The following is a 14,139-nucleotide window of genomic DNA, read 5'->3' as shown; positions in this document are numbered from 1 at the left end:
ATAAGAAAAAGAGGAACAGGACAGGCGTGGGTATTGGTCTTGAGGTGCGCAATCTGAGGGCGGGCTACGGCCAGGTGGAGGTGCTGCACACCATCAACCTGACAGTCCAGCCGGGGGAGCTGGTGACGGTGATTGGGCCCAACGGGGCCGGCAAATCGACCCTGCTGCGCACGATCTCAAGCTTGATCCGGCCCGTGGCGGGTGAGGTGCTCCTCGATGGCAAACGGCTCGACACACTGGCGGCAGATCTGGTCGTCAGAGCCGGGCTCGTCCACGTTCCGGAGGGGCGGCGCATCTTCTCGCGCCTGACGGTCGTAGAAAACCTTGAGATGGGCGCTTACACGCGCGGCGATGCGATCCAGGCCGACCTGCAGCAGGTTTTTGAGCTGTTTCCGATTCTCAAAGAGCGCAGCAGCCAGCGCGCCGGTACCCTCTCAGGCGGCGAGCAACAGATGCTCGCCATCGGTCGGGCGCTTTTGAGCAGGCCGCGCATTCTCGTCCTCGACGAGCCGAGCATGGGCCTCGCTCCCTTGATTGTTCAAAATATCTTTCAGATCATCGAGCGCATCCGCTCCCAGGGCGTGATGGTGCTCTTAGTCGAGCAGAACGCCCTGCAGGCGCTCCACCTGGCCGATCGCGGCTACGTGCTCGAAAACGGCCAGATCGTACTGGAAGGCAGCGCCCAGGAACTCCTCGCCAGTGAGGCGGTGCGCCAGAGCTATCTGGGCGAGTCGCTGGCCCGCTAGACTTCGGGGAAGAGGGTGATCGAGTCGCCCTCCTGCAGGGTGACGATCGCCCGCTTGTAGTGGGGGCGCTTGCCGACGAACTGGCCGACCCGGCGACGGCGGGCGGGCGGGTTGAAGGTATTGACCTTGATCACCTTGACGCTGAACAATTCTTCGATCGCCTGGGCGATCTGGATCTTATTGGAGCCAGGGCTCACCTCGAAGAGATACTTGTTCGCTTCGAGCAGGCGGGTGCCCTTCTCGGTAATCAAAGGCCGACGGACGATATCCGCCAGGGCGCGCTTGGTGCCGTTGCTCATGATGCCGCTGCTCCGAATGTCTGCTTGATAAAGTCGATGGCAGAACCGGTGGCGACGATCCAGTCGGTGGCAAGCAGGTCGCGCACGTTGAGATTCTGGGCGGTGATCACCTTGACGTTGGGCAGGTTGCGCGCCGAGAGGTAGGTGTTGGTCTGCTGCTCAGCCAGGATGAGGAGGATCGACTGGTTGGCCGTATCGATGCCCCAGCGCTCAAAAGCCTGCACCAGTTCGCGAGTTCTGGGCTTGCTGAGCTGCGATTCAAATTCGTCTACGACGATCAGATCGTCGATGCGGCTCTGTAAGGCGGTGCGCAGGGCGAGCCGCCGCTCCTTGCGATTCATCTTGATCTCAAAGTCGCGGGGCTTGGGACCAAAGATGACGCCGCCCTTGCGCCACAGCGGAGAGCGGATCGAACCGGCGCGGGCGCGGCCAGTGCCTTTTTGCTTCCAGGGCTTTTTGCCGCCTCCGCGCACTTCGCCACGGGTAAGGGTGGAGGCGGTGCCCTGGCGGGAGTTGGTCATCTGCCGCTTGAAGGCCAGATAGACGATGTGGGAGGCGGTCGCCTCGGAGGCAACGGGCAGATCGAGTTCGACCTCGCCGGTCGCATTGCCCTGCCAATCTTTTATCGAACAGGTAGCCATCTTGGTAGTGCTCGCACGAAGTTCCTGGGTCTAGCGCCCGACGCGCTTGGCGGGTGAGATGATGAGCAGCCCTCCCTCGACGCCGGGCAGGCCACCCTTGATGAGCAGCAAGTTGCGCTCGGCGATGACGCGGACCACCGTGAGGCGGCGCACTGTCACCCGCTCGTTGCCCATCCGGCCAGGCATCTTTTTGCCGGGAAAGACGCGGCCCGGCGTCGTACCGGCACCGATCGAGCCGGGGGCGCGGTGGTTTTTGGAGCCGTGGGCCATCGGGCCACGACCGAAGTGGTGGCGCTTTTGACCACCGGCGAAGCCCTTGCCGATGCTGGTGCCTACGACATCGACCAGTTGGCCCGCCTCGAAGATATCGACACCGATGAGTTGGCCCAGGCTGTAGCTGGAAGTGTCCTCGACGGCAAATTCGCGCAGGTGGCGCACCGGCTGTTCGAGGCCCGCTTTTTTGCAGTGCCCGACCTCGGGTTTGGTCAGTACCTTTTCGCGCACCGTACCGAAGCCCACCTGCACGGCGGTGTACCCGTCGGTCGCCTCGGACTTGAGCTGGGTAACCGGGCACGGCCCCGCCTCGACCACCGTTACCGGGATCGCCCGCCCCTCTTCGTCAAAAATTTGTGTCATGCCGAGCTTGCGGCCCAGGATGCCCAGTGACATCGCTTTTCTCCACCAGAGCAGAAAATATTGCCACCGGGTCTTGAAGCCCGGTTGGTCAATCACAAGCTCTCATCATACCAGGACAGTTGAAGCACTGTCCAGGGTCTACCGTCGATCGTTCGGGAGGGCAGTACAGTAGAGAAAGTCAGCAGTGGGTAACGACACTTTGTCAAAGACGTACCGGGCAACCGGGATCAATCTGCGGCGGATGCCTCTGGGGGAGAGCGACTGGCTTCTTACCATCCTCACCCGCGAAAACGGCCTGGTCCGAGCGGTAGCGAAGGGAGCGCGCAAGGCGAATGCCCGCATCGGTGGCCGCACCGAGCAGTTCGTCGTCAACGACCTGCAACTGTACCGGGGCCGCAGCCTCGATCAGCTCACCCAGGCAGAGAGCATCACCGCCTTCGGTGGCCTCAGGCAGGAGCTAGGCCGCCTCACTGCCGCCCAGTATCTGGCGGAGGGCGTGCTGCAGTCGGCGACCGAGAACCAGCCCCAGGAAGAATTGTTCGATCTGTTGATGCTGCACCTGGGACGGCTTGCGGGTGCTCCGAGCCGCCAGGTGGCAGCCCGACTGGTCCACGGTTTGTTTCAGTTACTCGCGGTGGGGGGCGTCGCCCCGGAGGTCCACTTCTGCACGGTGAGCCACCGCCCCATCCACGCCGAGGCGGCGGGTTTCAGCGTCGAGGGAGGCGGACTGGTGGCCCTCGAATGCCTGCCCCAGGAGCGGGTGGGCTACCGCCTCGAATTGCCGCAGGTCGCGGCCCTGCAACTGCTCGCCTCAGTGGACCTCACCGCTACCAGCCTCGAATGGGACGCGCTCTGGGTCGGTATCGAGCGCCTGCTGCGCCGCTACATCGAATTTCACTTCGAGCGGCCTGTGCGCTCCGCTGAACTGCTGGAGCTGTGCTTCGAGGCGAGCGCCCCGGCGGCGGGTAGCCCCCCTATAATCAACTGATGCGTTTGGGATGACACCTACGACTGAGCAACCACCGCCACGAACGACCACCGCCACCGGTTTTCGCCAGGTTCTGCGAAATCGGAATTTTTTGTTTCTCTGGAGTGGCCAGTGGTTCTCGCAGCTGGCGGACAAGATTTTTCTTATCTATATGATCGCGCTTATCTCGGCGCACTTTCCAGCCGATGCGATCAACTCGATGTCCTCGGGCATCATCATCACCAACTCTTTGCCGGCCATTTTGTTTGGTTCGCTGGCGGGCGTCTACGTGGACCGCTGGCTTAAAAAGACGGTCCTCACCGTCTCCAACCTGCTGCGCGGCCTGTTCGTGCTGGCGGTACCGCTATTGCCGAGCGAGTATACGGTGCTGCTGGCCGTCACTTTTGCTGTCTCGACGTTGACCCAGTTTTTTGCGCCTGCAGAAACTTCGACAATCCCGATCATCGTCGAAAAGCCGAACCTGCTCTCGGCCAACTCGCTTTTTACCCTCACCGTCACCGGTTCGATCGTGATCGGCTACGCCATCGGTGAGCCGCTTTTGAGCCTTTTTGGGGGTGCAAGTAACGGCCACTGGGTTCTGGGCGGATTTTATCTGCTCGCCGCGCTGCTCATCGGCTTTATGGGCAACCGCGAAAAGCTCCAGACGGGCGCTGCGCAAAGGCGCTCCAACCTCTGGAAAGACCTGCGCGAAGGCTTCGACTACCTCAAGCAGGACGCGGACGTGCGCTTTGCCTTCATTCAGCTCATCGTCTTCTACAGCATTCTCACCGCCCTCTACTTGCTTGCCATCGGTCTTGCCCCTGCGATCGGTCTTAAGGCCGAGCAGTTCGGCTATCTGCTCTCGGCGGCGGGCGTCGGCATCGGGCTGGGCACGCTCGCCATCGGCAAATTCGCCCAGGGGATCTCGCGCCGCTCGCTGGCGCTTATCGGAGCGGTGGTGATGGGGCTGGTGCTCATCGCCCTTTTTTGGGCCACCAGCGCCTATCTGGTGCTCTTTCTGGTCATGATCCTGGGGATTGGGGCAGGCTGCATCGCAGCACCGATGAACACGCTCATCCAGGAGCAGACGCCCGAGCACATGCGCGGCAAGGTCTTTGGTCTGCAGAACAACGCCACCAACATCGCCCAGAGCCTGCCCCTGGTCCTGGTCGAGCGTGCAACCGCTCTGTTCGGGCTGCGTCCTGTTATTCTTGCTTTAGGACTGGTGGTTCTATTAGCAGGGTTGCTCACGCAAAGGCTCTCCAGAACCCCCTCGACATAAGGCGATGCATATAGCCTGGTTGGGCAAAAAGACCCCTTTTTGCGGAAATGTCACCTACAGTCGCGAAGTCACCAACGGCCTGATGGAGTTGGGACACCGGGTCAGTTTTCTGCACTTCGTCCCCGAAGAAGAAGGTCTTCCTGCCCGCATCGAGCAGGACGAGGTACCCCTGCCCTGTTTGTACAAGTCTCAGGTCTACACGATTCCCTCGCTCAGAGCGCGCAAGGTGCTCGTCGAATCGCTGCGCGAACTGAAGCCCGATCTCGTCCACGCCAGCCTGTCACTGTCTACCCTCGATTTTGCCCTGCCAGAAATTTGCGAAGAGCTGGGACTGCCGCTGGTGGCGACTTTTCATCCCGCCTTCGACCGCCGCCGCCGCAACTTTGCTGCCAACACCCAGTACCTGATGTACCAGTGGTACGCCTCGACCCTGGCCAACTACGACCGGGTGATCATCTTCTCGCAGGCCCAAAAAGATTTGCTCATCCGCCTCGGTGTGCCAGAAAGACGGATCGCCGTCATCCCCAACGGCGTCGATACCAGCCGCTACAGCCCCAGCTACTCGCGGATCAAAGCCGACCTGCGCGCCAAGCGGCTGTTCGTCTATATGGGGCGGCTCACGATCGAAAAGAACGTCGAACAACTGCTCAAAGCCTGGAAACAGGCGGGCATGGCGCTACTCGGAGCCCGGCTTGCGATCATCGGCGACGGGCCGCTCAAAAGCAACCTCCAGGGCTTTTATGGCCTGGAGGAGGGGGTGCGCTGGCTGGGCTTCGTCGCCTCCGAACAGCGCCGCATCGAGATTCTGCGGGGGGCGGATGTTTTTGTCCTGCCTTCGCTGGTCGAGGGACTTTCGATCTCGCTTTTAGAAGCGATGGCCTGCGGCACCGCCTGCGTCGCCACCGACGTCGGTGCCGACGGCGAGGTGCTCTCAGGCGGTGCGGGCATTCTGGTCAATCCCCTGCGGGTGCGCTCCGAGCTGCGGACGCTGCTGCCGGTGCTCAGCGAGCAGCCAGAATTTACCGCCCTGCTCGGTCAAAAAGCGCGGGCGCGGGTGATCGAGCGCTATACCCTCAGCGCCAATATCCGGGCCCTCGAGCGCCTCTATTCCGAGGTGCTCAAGCGCGCCCCAGCCTGGCTGTAGCAAGACTTCATCGGAGCTTCACCTTGCGCTGGTGCAGCCGATATCTATGCTGGAAGCACGTTTTCCTCCAGTGCCCTACCGCTCTTTCAGATGGTCCATTCCTTCGATCCGATTTTGCCCGTGCCGGTTGTGCCGCCTGAGACGCCCCTCGGCGAAGTGATCGAGCGGATGCGGGCCACAGGCTGCGAACAGGCGCTTATCTGGCAGCCAGGCAGGACCGTCGAACTTTTCAATAGCCGCGATCTGCTGGATCTGGTGGCGGGGGGCGACTTTGATCGCGATCGGGCTGTTCGTGCCCAGGCGTGTCCTGTGCTGCGTGCCGCCCAACTGCCGGATCTTGCCGGGTTGCACTGGCAGCTCAAGCAGAGCAAAACAGCCTGTCTGGCGGTGATCGATGAGAACGGCCAGCCCCAGGGAGTGATCACCCCGGCCAGCCTCTGCGGCGCACTGCCGGAGGAACCGCTCGAACAAGAAGCGATCTTGCGCAACTTTTATGAAAGCGCCCCCCTGATGATGGGCATCGTCGAACTGCTCGAAGACGACATTTTGATGCTGAGCGGCAACGCTGCGACCGCCGCCTATCTTGGTACGAGCGCCCAACAGTTGCAGCAGCGGCGGGCCAGCCACTTTGGCATCCCTCCTGCCAGCATCCGCGAATCTTTTGAGCGCTACAGCGAGAGTGGCCGCCTCGGTCAGCCGCTGCAATTTGAGACGCTGGGCGATCAGGGCCGCTGGCTGTCGGGGACGGTCTTTCCCCTGCCGGCGGGCGATGGCCGCTCCCTCTTCTCGTTCATCTTTGAAGACATCTCCAGCCGCAAATCCACCGAGGAAGCCCTGCGCAAGAGCGAAGCCAAAAATCGCGCCATTCTCGAAGCGATCCCCGATTTGATGTTTCAGCTCGATCGAGACGGCACCTTCGTCGAGTACAAGGCCGATTGCCTCAAGGCAATGGCCTTTTTGCCCGCGAACCTCGTGGGCAAAAAAGCACAGGACGTGCTGCCGCCGGATTTACTCCGGGCGCTGAGTGAGGCGATGGGCGCTGCCGACAGTACCGGTCGGCCCCAGTGGTTCGAGCACGAGATCGACCTGCCCGACGGCACGACCCACCAGTTCGAGGTGCGGCTGGTGCCGGGGCAGAGCTTCGGTTTTCTTGCTCTGGTGCGCGACATCAGCGAGCGCAAGCGCTTTCAAAGGCAACTGGAGGCGGCCAAGGAAGCGGCGGAGGCGGCCAATCAGGCCAAGTCGCAGTTTCTGACGATGGTGAGCCACGAACTGCGCACCCCCCTGGGCGGCATCATCGGCCTTACCAGCCTGATGCTCTTCGACAGCCGCCTCGACGCCGAGCAGCGCGAGACCCTCGAAACCATCCACAGCAGCGGTGAGACGTTGCTTGCGATCATCGGCGACATCCTCGATTTTTCAAAGATCGAATCCGGACGGCTGGAACTGCAGTCCAGCCCCTTCAACCTGCGCACCTGCATTGGGCGCGTGCGCGATCTGCTCATGCCCAAAGCCCAGGAAAAATCCCTCCAGCTCACCTGTCAGATCGACGAAGCCGTACCTGAGATCATCCCCGGCGACGCCGTGCGCGTGCAGCAGGTGCTGATCAACTTGCTGGGCAACGCGATCAAATTTACGTTTGCAGGCAAAGTCTGTCTGACGGTCAGCCTCCAGAAAGCTGAACTGCTCTTTCGCTGCTGCGACAGCGGCATCGGTATCCCCGCCCAGCAAATCGACCAGCTCTTCGTCGCCTTCAGCCAGCTCGACACCTCCCCAGGGCGCTCCGGCGGCTCCGGCCTCGGCCTTGCCATCTGCAAGCGCCTCGTCGCACTGATGGGTGGCCAGATCTGGGTGGAGAGCGAACCGGGGGTCGGTTCGACCTTTAGCTTTACCCTGCCTCTATTGCCGCTGCAGGCGACGGAGCCATCTCACCAGCGGTCCCCTATTCCCCGGATTCTGCTTGCCGAAGACAGCCCAACCAGCCGCCGGGTCGCCCTGCAACTATTAAAGCGGCTGGGTTATCAAGCCGACGCCGTCGGCGATGGCCGCCAGGTGCTCACTGCCCTGCGCGAACAGCACTACGACATCGTGCTGATGGACGTGCAGATGCCTGAACTGGACGGGCTTGAAACTGCCCGCCAGATCCGGCGCGAGTGGGACCTCCCTGCTGCGCCCCGGATCATCGCCATGACCACCAGCAGCCAGCCTGCAGACCACGACAGCTGCTTTGCCGCCGGTATGGACGACTACCTGTGCAAGCCAATTCGTCTCGAAAGCCTGCGCTCTGTCCTCCAGCGCTGGAAATAAAAACGAGCCGTCGGCAGCCCAGGGTCAAGCCGGCTGCCACTGCTCCTCGGGCAGCAATCGGTAGATGCCCTGCTCGCGCTCCATCATCCGATAACCGATCAGTTCGCGGCGCAGGGTGGCGCAGTCGGGGTGGTGGCGTTTGAGCGTTTCGTTGACCTGGGCCTCCGCGTAGGCGACATCCGGCTCGAAGCGCTGCGCCAGCCACTTGAGGATGACCCAGCGCTTTTTGCGGCTGGCGGGAATTTCTTTGAGTCGCTGACCGTCGAAGAAGTTGGTGAGAATCTTGCACTCCCAGGCATCCTCCATCACCTGCGGAGCCAGTTCACTCACGCGAGTGGGGCTCAAGTACACCTGACTCATCGTCTGCAGCACCTCGGGATCGAGGCGATACCAGTGGGTGTTGCCCTCGGCGCGCATCTGCACGAGCCGCGCCCCCTTGAGGACGGCCAGGTGGTGCGAGACGGTCGGCTCCTTCAAGCGCAGCAGAACCGCCAGTTCTTCGACACTGTGCTCCCGAGTGGACAACAACCCCGCCATCTTCAGGCGGCTCTCGTTCGCCAGAGCCTTGAAAAAATCGAGCAATACCTGAAACTCCGTGCGCTCCATCTCTCTAATTAGATAAATATCTAATTAGAAGTTTATCTAAATACCTGGCAATGGTCAAGGGCAGCCGTGTCAGGCCCAGTCCTACAGGCACCAGTGGTTTAAAAAGAATCGCCCCCTCGAACTCAGGTTTGCTTAACGTCGAAAGAGCTGACCCACTTCGAGTCCGGCACCGTTGGGCAGACTAACGGTAGCAGCGCGGTCGTGGAGGACGACGCTCTGGTACACCCCGGCAGTCGGCTGGGTGTGCTCAAAGAGCCGGGCAGCCTCGACATCGATCACCCAATAAACAGGGATACCAGCCCTGGCGTAGGCACGCGCTTTTGTAGAAAGATCCAGATTCAGGGTCGAAGCGGAGACTTCTGCGACAAGTAACACTCGCTCCGCTGTCGGATGACCATCCTCGTAGTCCAATCCAGCCGGATCCGGTTCGACCAGAAACACATCTGGAACCGGTTCACTGTTGTCCTCCAGGGCAATCGGCTGTTCGCTGATGAGCTGTCCGAGCGGGTAGCCCAGGGCCAAAAGCGCCTGCAGGAGCCGCCGCACCACGGCGGCGTGTAATGGTCCCTGAGGAGGCATAGAGAGGATCTGTCCTTCCAGCAGTTCGATGTTTTCGTCCGGACCGAGTATCCCGGCTGCGAGGATTCGGTGGTATTCCTGGCGCGTAAAAAGCCTTGTAGACAGCGTGGCCACTGGCTGAACTCCAGGGACGTTTGTTAAATTCTGGCAGAAATCGAGGCTGGCTCAGCTTTTAAGGTACGCAAGCCAGCCGCCCAGGTGGGAGATATCCGGCTCGCCTCTGACTGCCCAGGCTTCGCATAAAAAACCTTTGACCAACTCGCCGTCTTCGAGCATCAGGGTGCCGATCCCAAGGGGGGGCGGAATATTGGCGACGAAGCGGCCAAACCCGGCGACGGGCAACTGCCAGACTTCGAGGGCAATCGCAAAGCCGTCGCCTTCCTCCTGGCGGAGGAGGCCGGGCTTCGGTATTTTTTCTTTGGTAAGCGCGTAGAGCCGGTAGCAGGGAGCGGTGCGGCAGGCGCGCACAAGCTTGCCGCCCAACTCGGTGAGCTGGTAGTTGAGGGGCTGGCCGCTCAGGTGTGCGCCGACCACGGCGATCGAGACGTGATCGCCTGCGGCTGGCAGGGCGTCCGCAAAAGGCTCCGGCCCTGGCGGCAGCGCTATACCCGTCGCCCCCAGGGTGGCAGCGGGCAACGCGGCGTGCAGAGCGGCACCCAGGCGGCAGAGCAGCGTTTCAGAAAAAGCGGGAGCAAACAGGCTCACCCCCGTGGGCAGACCCCGGTCGTTGAAGCCGCCCGGCACCGATACGGCGCACAGATCGAGCAGGTTGGCGAAGTTGGTGTAAAAGCCCAGGTTGCTGTTGAGGGCGACAGGCTCCGCCTCGACTTCGGCGATCGTGTAGATCGTGCCGGTGGTGGGGAGAACCAGAACGTCCATCGCCTGCCACTGCGCTTCGACCCGGCGGCGCAATTCGGCGAGAGCATAAGTCGCCCGGTAGGCAGAAACGGCGTCGTAGCGGGCGGCACCGGCGATGATCTCGCGCACCACCGGATGGACCGCCTCGGGGTGACGGGCGATAAAACCCCCCACTGCCGCCAGCCGCTCCGCCACCCACGGCCCGCCGTAGAGCAGGTGGGCCGCCTCGGCAAAGTCTTGAAAATGAATACCGACGATCCGGCAACCGAGCGCTTCCAGACGCGTGAGGTTCTGCCGGTAAAGTTGCTCGGCCTGGGTGTCGCCAAAAAATTGCAGCGCCTCCGGCTCGGGAACCCCGACCCGCAGACCGGCGATGGGCGGCACCGGGCGCACCTGGGGGCGGCGCGAGAACGGATCGGCGGGATCGTAGGCCGCCCCTACCTGCAGGATCGTCGCCGCATCGGCGCAGGTGAGCGCAAAGATCGAGACGCAATCGAGGCTGCGCACCGCCGGAACCAGGCCGCGCGTACTCACGAGCCCCCGGCTGGGTTTGAGGCCAACGAGGTTATTAAATGCTGCCGGTACCCGCCCGGAACCCGCCGTGTCGCTGCCCAGGGCAAAGCTCACCATCCCGGCTGCCACCGCCACCGCCGAGCCGGCGCTGGAACCCCCAGCGATGTAGCGCTCGTCGAAGGGATTGCGGCAGACGCCGTAGGGTGATCGCACCCCCACCAGGCCGGTCGCGAACTGATCGAGGTTCACCTTGCCCACCGGGATCGCTCCGGCGGCGCACAGCCGCTCGACGACGGTAGCCGATCGCTCCGGCAGGTAAGCAAATTCTGGGCAACCGGCGGTGGTGGGCACCCCGGCCAGGTCCAGGTTGTCCTTGATCGCAAAGGGAACGCCGTAGAGAGGCAAAGTGGCCGGATCGCTCTGGGCCAGTGCCTGCGCGCTCGCGCGCACCTGCTCGTGGGGCAAAAGCGTGATCCACAAAGCCGGGTCGGCGTAGCCCTCGATCTGCCTGTAGACTCGATCGATCACTGCCTCCGGTCGCACCGTTCCTGTCCGGTAAAGCTTGCCAAGAGACTGCAGATCCAGGCTGAAGGGGCGATCGATGGGCACGGTATACTTCCTGCTGTGCCCGCCCATCTTGCGCGCCTGGGGATGGGCAGGATGTAGCTATTGCTACATCAATTCCCCCCAGGAGGGCTTACCTATCCTTGATGGCAGCAGTTGGGAGCACAGCATGTCCGAGCATACAGAGCCAGTGCGGGTGATCTGGGAAGAGGTGGTACCGGGAGGCGCTTACTGGTCGCGGGTGATCCGGCGGGGGACGACCCTGCGGGTGACAGATCTAGAGGGCTCGCGGGGCGTGGCCCTGCTCGCCTACAACGCCGACAACCCGATCGAGCGCTACAACGCCGCCGACACCACCAAGATCCAGTTTCGGATCTTCATGAGCAAAGGGTCCGTCCTCTACTCGGACATGGGCCGGGTGCTCTTTTCGATCACCGAAGACACTGCCCGTTACCACGACACCCTGGGCGGGTGCAGCAACCGGGCCACCAACCGGGCAAAGTACGGCGAAGGGGACTACCCGAACGCCCGCGACAATTTTTTGCTGGCCCTCGCCAAGCGCGACCTCGGTAAAAAGGACATCGCTCCTAATTTCAACCTGTTTGCCCACGTCGTCGTCGAGGCGGACGGCGGTTTGAGCTGGAAAGAAGGTGCCTCCAGAGCGGGGGCCTTTATCGATCTGCGCGCCGAGATGAACGTGCTCGCTGTGCTGGCCAACTGCCCCCATCCCCTCGATCCGAGTTCCAGCTACGGGCCAGGGGCGATCCGCGTCACTGTCTGGGATTCACCCCCGCCCGGCCCGGAGGACCTGTGCCGGACCGGCTCAGCGGAAGCTAGGCGCGGCTTTGAGAATACGGACGCACTTTTTGTGGGTTAGAGGAGGTTCAGACGATGGTGGCTACTGCTCTTACAGGTATCGATCCGGGCCGGATCGTCTACGACGAGGTTCTCCCGGCCCGAAAGCCCTGGGCGCACGTCGTCGAGAAAGGCCAGACCCTCAGGATCGTCGATCTGGGGGGCAACCAGGCGGTCGATTTTCTGGTCTACAACGCCCACGACTACGCCGAGCGCTACAGCGCCCCCGATACGATCCGCGCCCAGAACAACATCTTTTTGACCACCGGCAGCAAGCTCTACTCCAGCGACGGCAATGTGCTGATGAGGATCGTCGCCGACAGCGTTGGCCGCCACGACACCTCCGGCGGTGCCTGCAGCTGTGAGAGCAACTCCGTGCGCTTCGGCCTCGACAAAAAATGGCAGCACGCCTGCGTCGAAAATTTTCTGACCGCCCTGGGCTGGTACGGCCTGGGCAAGCGCGACCTGGTGAGCAACATCAACTTTTTTATGAACGTGCCGGTCACGCCCGAGGGCAGCCTTGAGATCGTAGACGGCATCTCCGATCCCGGCAGTACGGTCGATCTCATCGCCGAGACGGACGTGCTGGTGGTGATCTCTAACTGTCCGCAGATGAACAACCCCTGCAACGGCTACAACCCCACCCCGATTCGCCTGATTGTCTGGACGGACAGTTAGCTGGGTCTTACCGGACGTGCGGCAGCGAGTGGGCCCGGTGCCCCCAGCGTTGCCTGGAGGCGAGAATGACAGGCTGGTGATACTGGGGGCGGCTCGCAACCGGAATTCAGCCTGTGCCGCTCGCCCCAAAAGCTTTTTACTGGTGCTTTGCAATAGCGGTGCTCGCCGCGCTCTGGTGGCGCTGGCAGCCGGTGGTACCGCTGGTGCCGCCGGGCTTAGAAGCACCTCTAGAAGCCGCCCTGCCCCAGCACCCGCTCATCCGGGTCTACTTTAACCAGGCCCACAGCCACCGCTATACCGACTATCGCGGCCTGGAGCGCTACGGCGACGACCTCGAAGCCCAGATTGTCGCCCAGTTGCGTCAGGCCAGAAGCAGCGTCGATCTGGCCATCCACGAACTGGATTTACCGGGTATTGCCCTGGCTCTGGCCGACTGTGCGGCCCGAGGCGTGACGGTGCGCGTCATCTTCGAGCACACCTACAACCGCGACTTTGCTGCCGTCGCCTTTTCGACTCAGCTCAAAGCCACCGACCGGGCCGCCTACAGCCGCTGGTACCACTCGGTCGATCAAAACGGCGATAAGCGGATCGATTACGGCGAGCTGCAGCGGCGCGACCCGCTCACGATCTTGAACAACGCCGGTATCGCCAGGATCGACGACACCGCCGGAGGCACGCGGGGTAGCGGCATCATGCACCACAAGTTCGTCGTCATCGATGGCGAGCGCGTGGTGACAGGTTCGACCAACTTTACAGCGAGCGACACCCACGGCGATGCGGACGACCCGGCCACCCTGGGCAACGTCAACCATCTGCTGGTGATTGCCAGCCCCGCCGTCGCCGCTCTGTTTGCCGAAGAATTTGCCCTGATGTGGGGAGACGGTCCGGGTGGGGCGGCAGATAGCCGCTTTGGCCGCGCCAAGCCGGTACGGCCCCTCCGGACAGTCGAGGTGGGCGCTGGGGCGGTGGGCGTGCAGTTCGGCCCCGACGACAGCACCACCGGCATCAACGCCCAGATCGTGCGCGCCATCGACCGGGCGCGGCGAACGGTCGATTTTGCCCTCTTCGTCTTCAGCTCACCTGAAATTGCTCAGGCTCTGCACCGGGCCATCGCTCGGGGCGTCCGGGTGCGCGGCACCCTCGATCCGGGTTTCGCCGATCGAAGCTACAGTCTGGGACAAAGTTTCTGGCGGGCGGGCCGGTGCTCAGAAGCAAACGCCGTGGGCGTCGCCCTCATTCCCCGAGGCGACAAGCTCCACCACAAGTTCGCCGTCATCGATGGCCAGATAGTGCTTACCGGCTCCCACAACTGGTCGGCAGCAGCCGATGCGCGCAACGACGAGAGCTTTCTCATCGTCGATAGCGCTCTGGTGGCGGCCCACTTCGAGCGGGAGTTCAGACGGCTCTACGCCCGTACCCTGAGCCGCGCCCCGGCGGGCTGCCGCAGTGGGGTTGTAAGGTAAA

The 14,139-nt window shown here is 62.6% G+C and carries 14 protein-coding genes; 8 read left to right on the top strand and 6 right to left on the bottom strand.

Annotated elements, in window-relative coordinates; genetic code table 11:
- Window positions 1-26: 26 nt before the first annotated feature.
- Window positions 27-746, top strand: coding sequence for an ABC transporter ATP-binding protein (locus GKIL_RS00305; protein WP_023171296.1), 720 nt, complete (start codon window positions 27-29; stop codon window positions 744-746).
- Here GKIL_RS00305 and GKIL_RS00300 read toward each other — a convergent pair.
- Genes GKIL_RS00300 through rplC form a run of 3 tightly spaced genes read right to left on the bottom strand, consistent with a single transcriptional unit; the run spans window position 743 to window position 2,355 of the window.
- Window positions 743-1,045 (bottom strand): 50S ribosomal protein L23, encoded by a 303-nt coding sequence (locus GKIL_RS00300; protein WP_023171295.1) that lies wholly within the window; start codon window positions 1,043-1,045, stop codon window positions 743-745. The two genes, GKIL_RS00305 and GKIL_RS00300, sit on opposite strands and share 4 nt — an antisense overlap.
- Entirely contained in the window at window positions 1,042-1,686 is a 645-nt protein-coding gene (gene rplD, locus GKIL_RS00295; RefSeq protein WP_023171294.1) for a 50S ribosomal protein L4, read from the bottom strand. The genes GKIL_RS00300 and rplD overlap by 4 nt, the downstream gene beginning before the upstream one ends.
- A 30-nt stretch (window positions 1,687-1,716) precedes the next feature.
- A complete protein-coding gene (rplC, locus tag GKIL_RS00290; RefSeq protein ID WP_023171293.1) occupies window positions 1,717-2,355 on the bottom strand; it encodes a 50S ribosomal protein L3 in 639 nt (212 codons plus the stop codon).
- Window positions 2,356-2,521: 166 nt separating this feature from the next.
- On the opposite strand from rplC, the gene recO reads away from it, so the two are divergent.
- The 4 genes from recO to GKIL_RS00270 all read left to right on the top strand — a co-directional run bounded on the left by recO (window position 2,522) and on the right by GKIL_RS00270 (window position 8,022).
- On the top strand, window positions 2,522-3,310 hold the full coding sequence (gene recO, locus GKIL_RS00285; RefSeq protein WP_051382909.1) for a DNA repair protein RecO: 789 nt from the start codon (window positions 2,522-2,524) through the stop codon (window positions 3,308-3,310).
- A 10-nt stretch (window positions 3,311-3,320) separates the two neighbouring features.
- On the top strand, window positions 3,321-4,571 hold the full coding sequence (locus GKIL_RS00280) for an MFS transporter (RefSeq protein ID WP_023171291.1): 1,251 nt from the start codon (window positions 3,321-3,323) through the stop codon (window positions 4,569-4,571).
- Window positions 4,572-4,575: 4 nt separating this feature from the next.
- On the top strand, window positions 4,576-5,715 hold the full coding sequence (locus tag GKIL_RS00275; RefSeq protein ID WP_023171290.1) for a glycosyltransferase family 4 protein: 1,140 nt from the start codon (window positions 4,576-4,578) through the stop codon (window positions 5,713-5,715).
- Between the two features lie 90 nt (window positions 5,716-5,805).
- The gene (locus GKIL_RS00270) at window positions 5,806-8,022 is read left to right on the top strand and encodes an ATP-binding protein (RefSeq protein ID WP_023171289.1); all 2,217 of its coding nucleotides are present in this window, start codon (window positions 5,806-5,808) and stop codon (window positions 8,020-8,022) included.
- 24 nt (window positions 8,023-8,046) lie between these two features.
- Here GKIL_RS00270 and GKIL_RS00265 read toward each other — a convergent pair whose 3' ends face one another.
- The 3 genes from GKIL_RS00265 to atzF form a co-directional block, all read right to left on the bottom strand.
- A complete protein-coding gene (locus GKIL_RS00265; protein WP_023171288.1) occupies window positions 8,047-8,628 on the bottom strand; it encodes a DUF2087 domain-containing protein in 582 nt (193 codons plus the stop codon).
- Between the two features lie 132 nt (window positions 8,629-8,760).
- On the bottom strand, window positions 8,761-9,321 hold the full coding sequence (locus tag GKIL_RS00260; RefSeq protein ID WP_023171287.1) for a Uma2 family endonuclease: 561 nt from the start codon (window positions 9,319-9,321) through the stop codon (window positions 8,761-8,763).
- A gap of 51 nt (window positions 9,322-9,372) precedes the next feature.
- Window positions 9,373-11,214 carry an allophanate hydrolase gene (gene atzF / locus GKIL_RS00255; RefSeq protein WP_023171286.1) on the bottom strand — a complete coding sequence of 614 codons (1,842 nt, stop codon included), beginning with the start codon at window positions 11,212-11,214 and terminating at the stop codon, window positions 9,373-9,375.
- Window positions 11,215-11,311: 97 nt separating this feature from the next.
- On the opposite strand from atzF, the gene GKIL_RS00250 reads away from it, so the two are divergent.
- The 3 genes from GKIL_RS00250 to GKIL_RS00240 all read left to right on the top strand — a co-directional run bounded on the left by GKIL_RS00250 (window position 11,312) and on the right by GKIL_RS00240 (window position 14,138).
- Entirely contained in the window at window positions 11,312-12,019 is a 708-nt protein-coding gene (locus GKIL_RS00250; RefSeq protein WP_023171285.1) for an urea amidolyase associated protein UAAP1, read from the top strand.
- 14 nt (window positions 12,020-12,033) lie between these two features.
- Window positions 12,034-12,675: an urea amidolyase associated protein UAAP2 gene (locus tag GKIL_RS00245; protein WP_023171284.1), complete on the top strand. Its 642-nt coding sequence runs from the start codon at window positions 12,034-12,036 to the stop codon at window positions 12,673-12,675.
- Window positions 12,676-12,788: 113 nt separating this feature from the next.
- Complete coding sequence (locus GKIL_RS00240) at window positions 12,789-14,138, top strand: phospholipase D-like domain-containing protein (RefSeq protein ID WP_023171283.1); 1,350 nt, start codon at window positions 12,789-12,791, stop codon at window positions 14,136-14,138.
- The last annotated feature ends 1 nt before the right edge of the window (window position 14,139 follow it).

Origin of the sequence: Gloeobacter kilaueensis JS1 (assembly GCF_000484535.1) — a bacterium.
GTDB classification, from domain to species: domain Bacteria; phylum Cyanobacteriota; class Cyanobacteriia; order Gloeobacterales; family Gloeobacteraceae; genus Gloeobacter; species Gloeobacter kilaueensis.
Note: the sequence above shows the minus strand (reverse complement) of the source record. Positions and strands in the feature narration are given on the sequence as shown.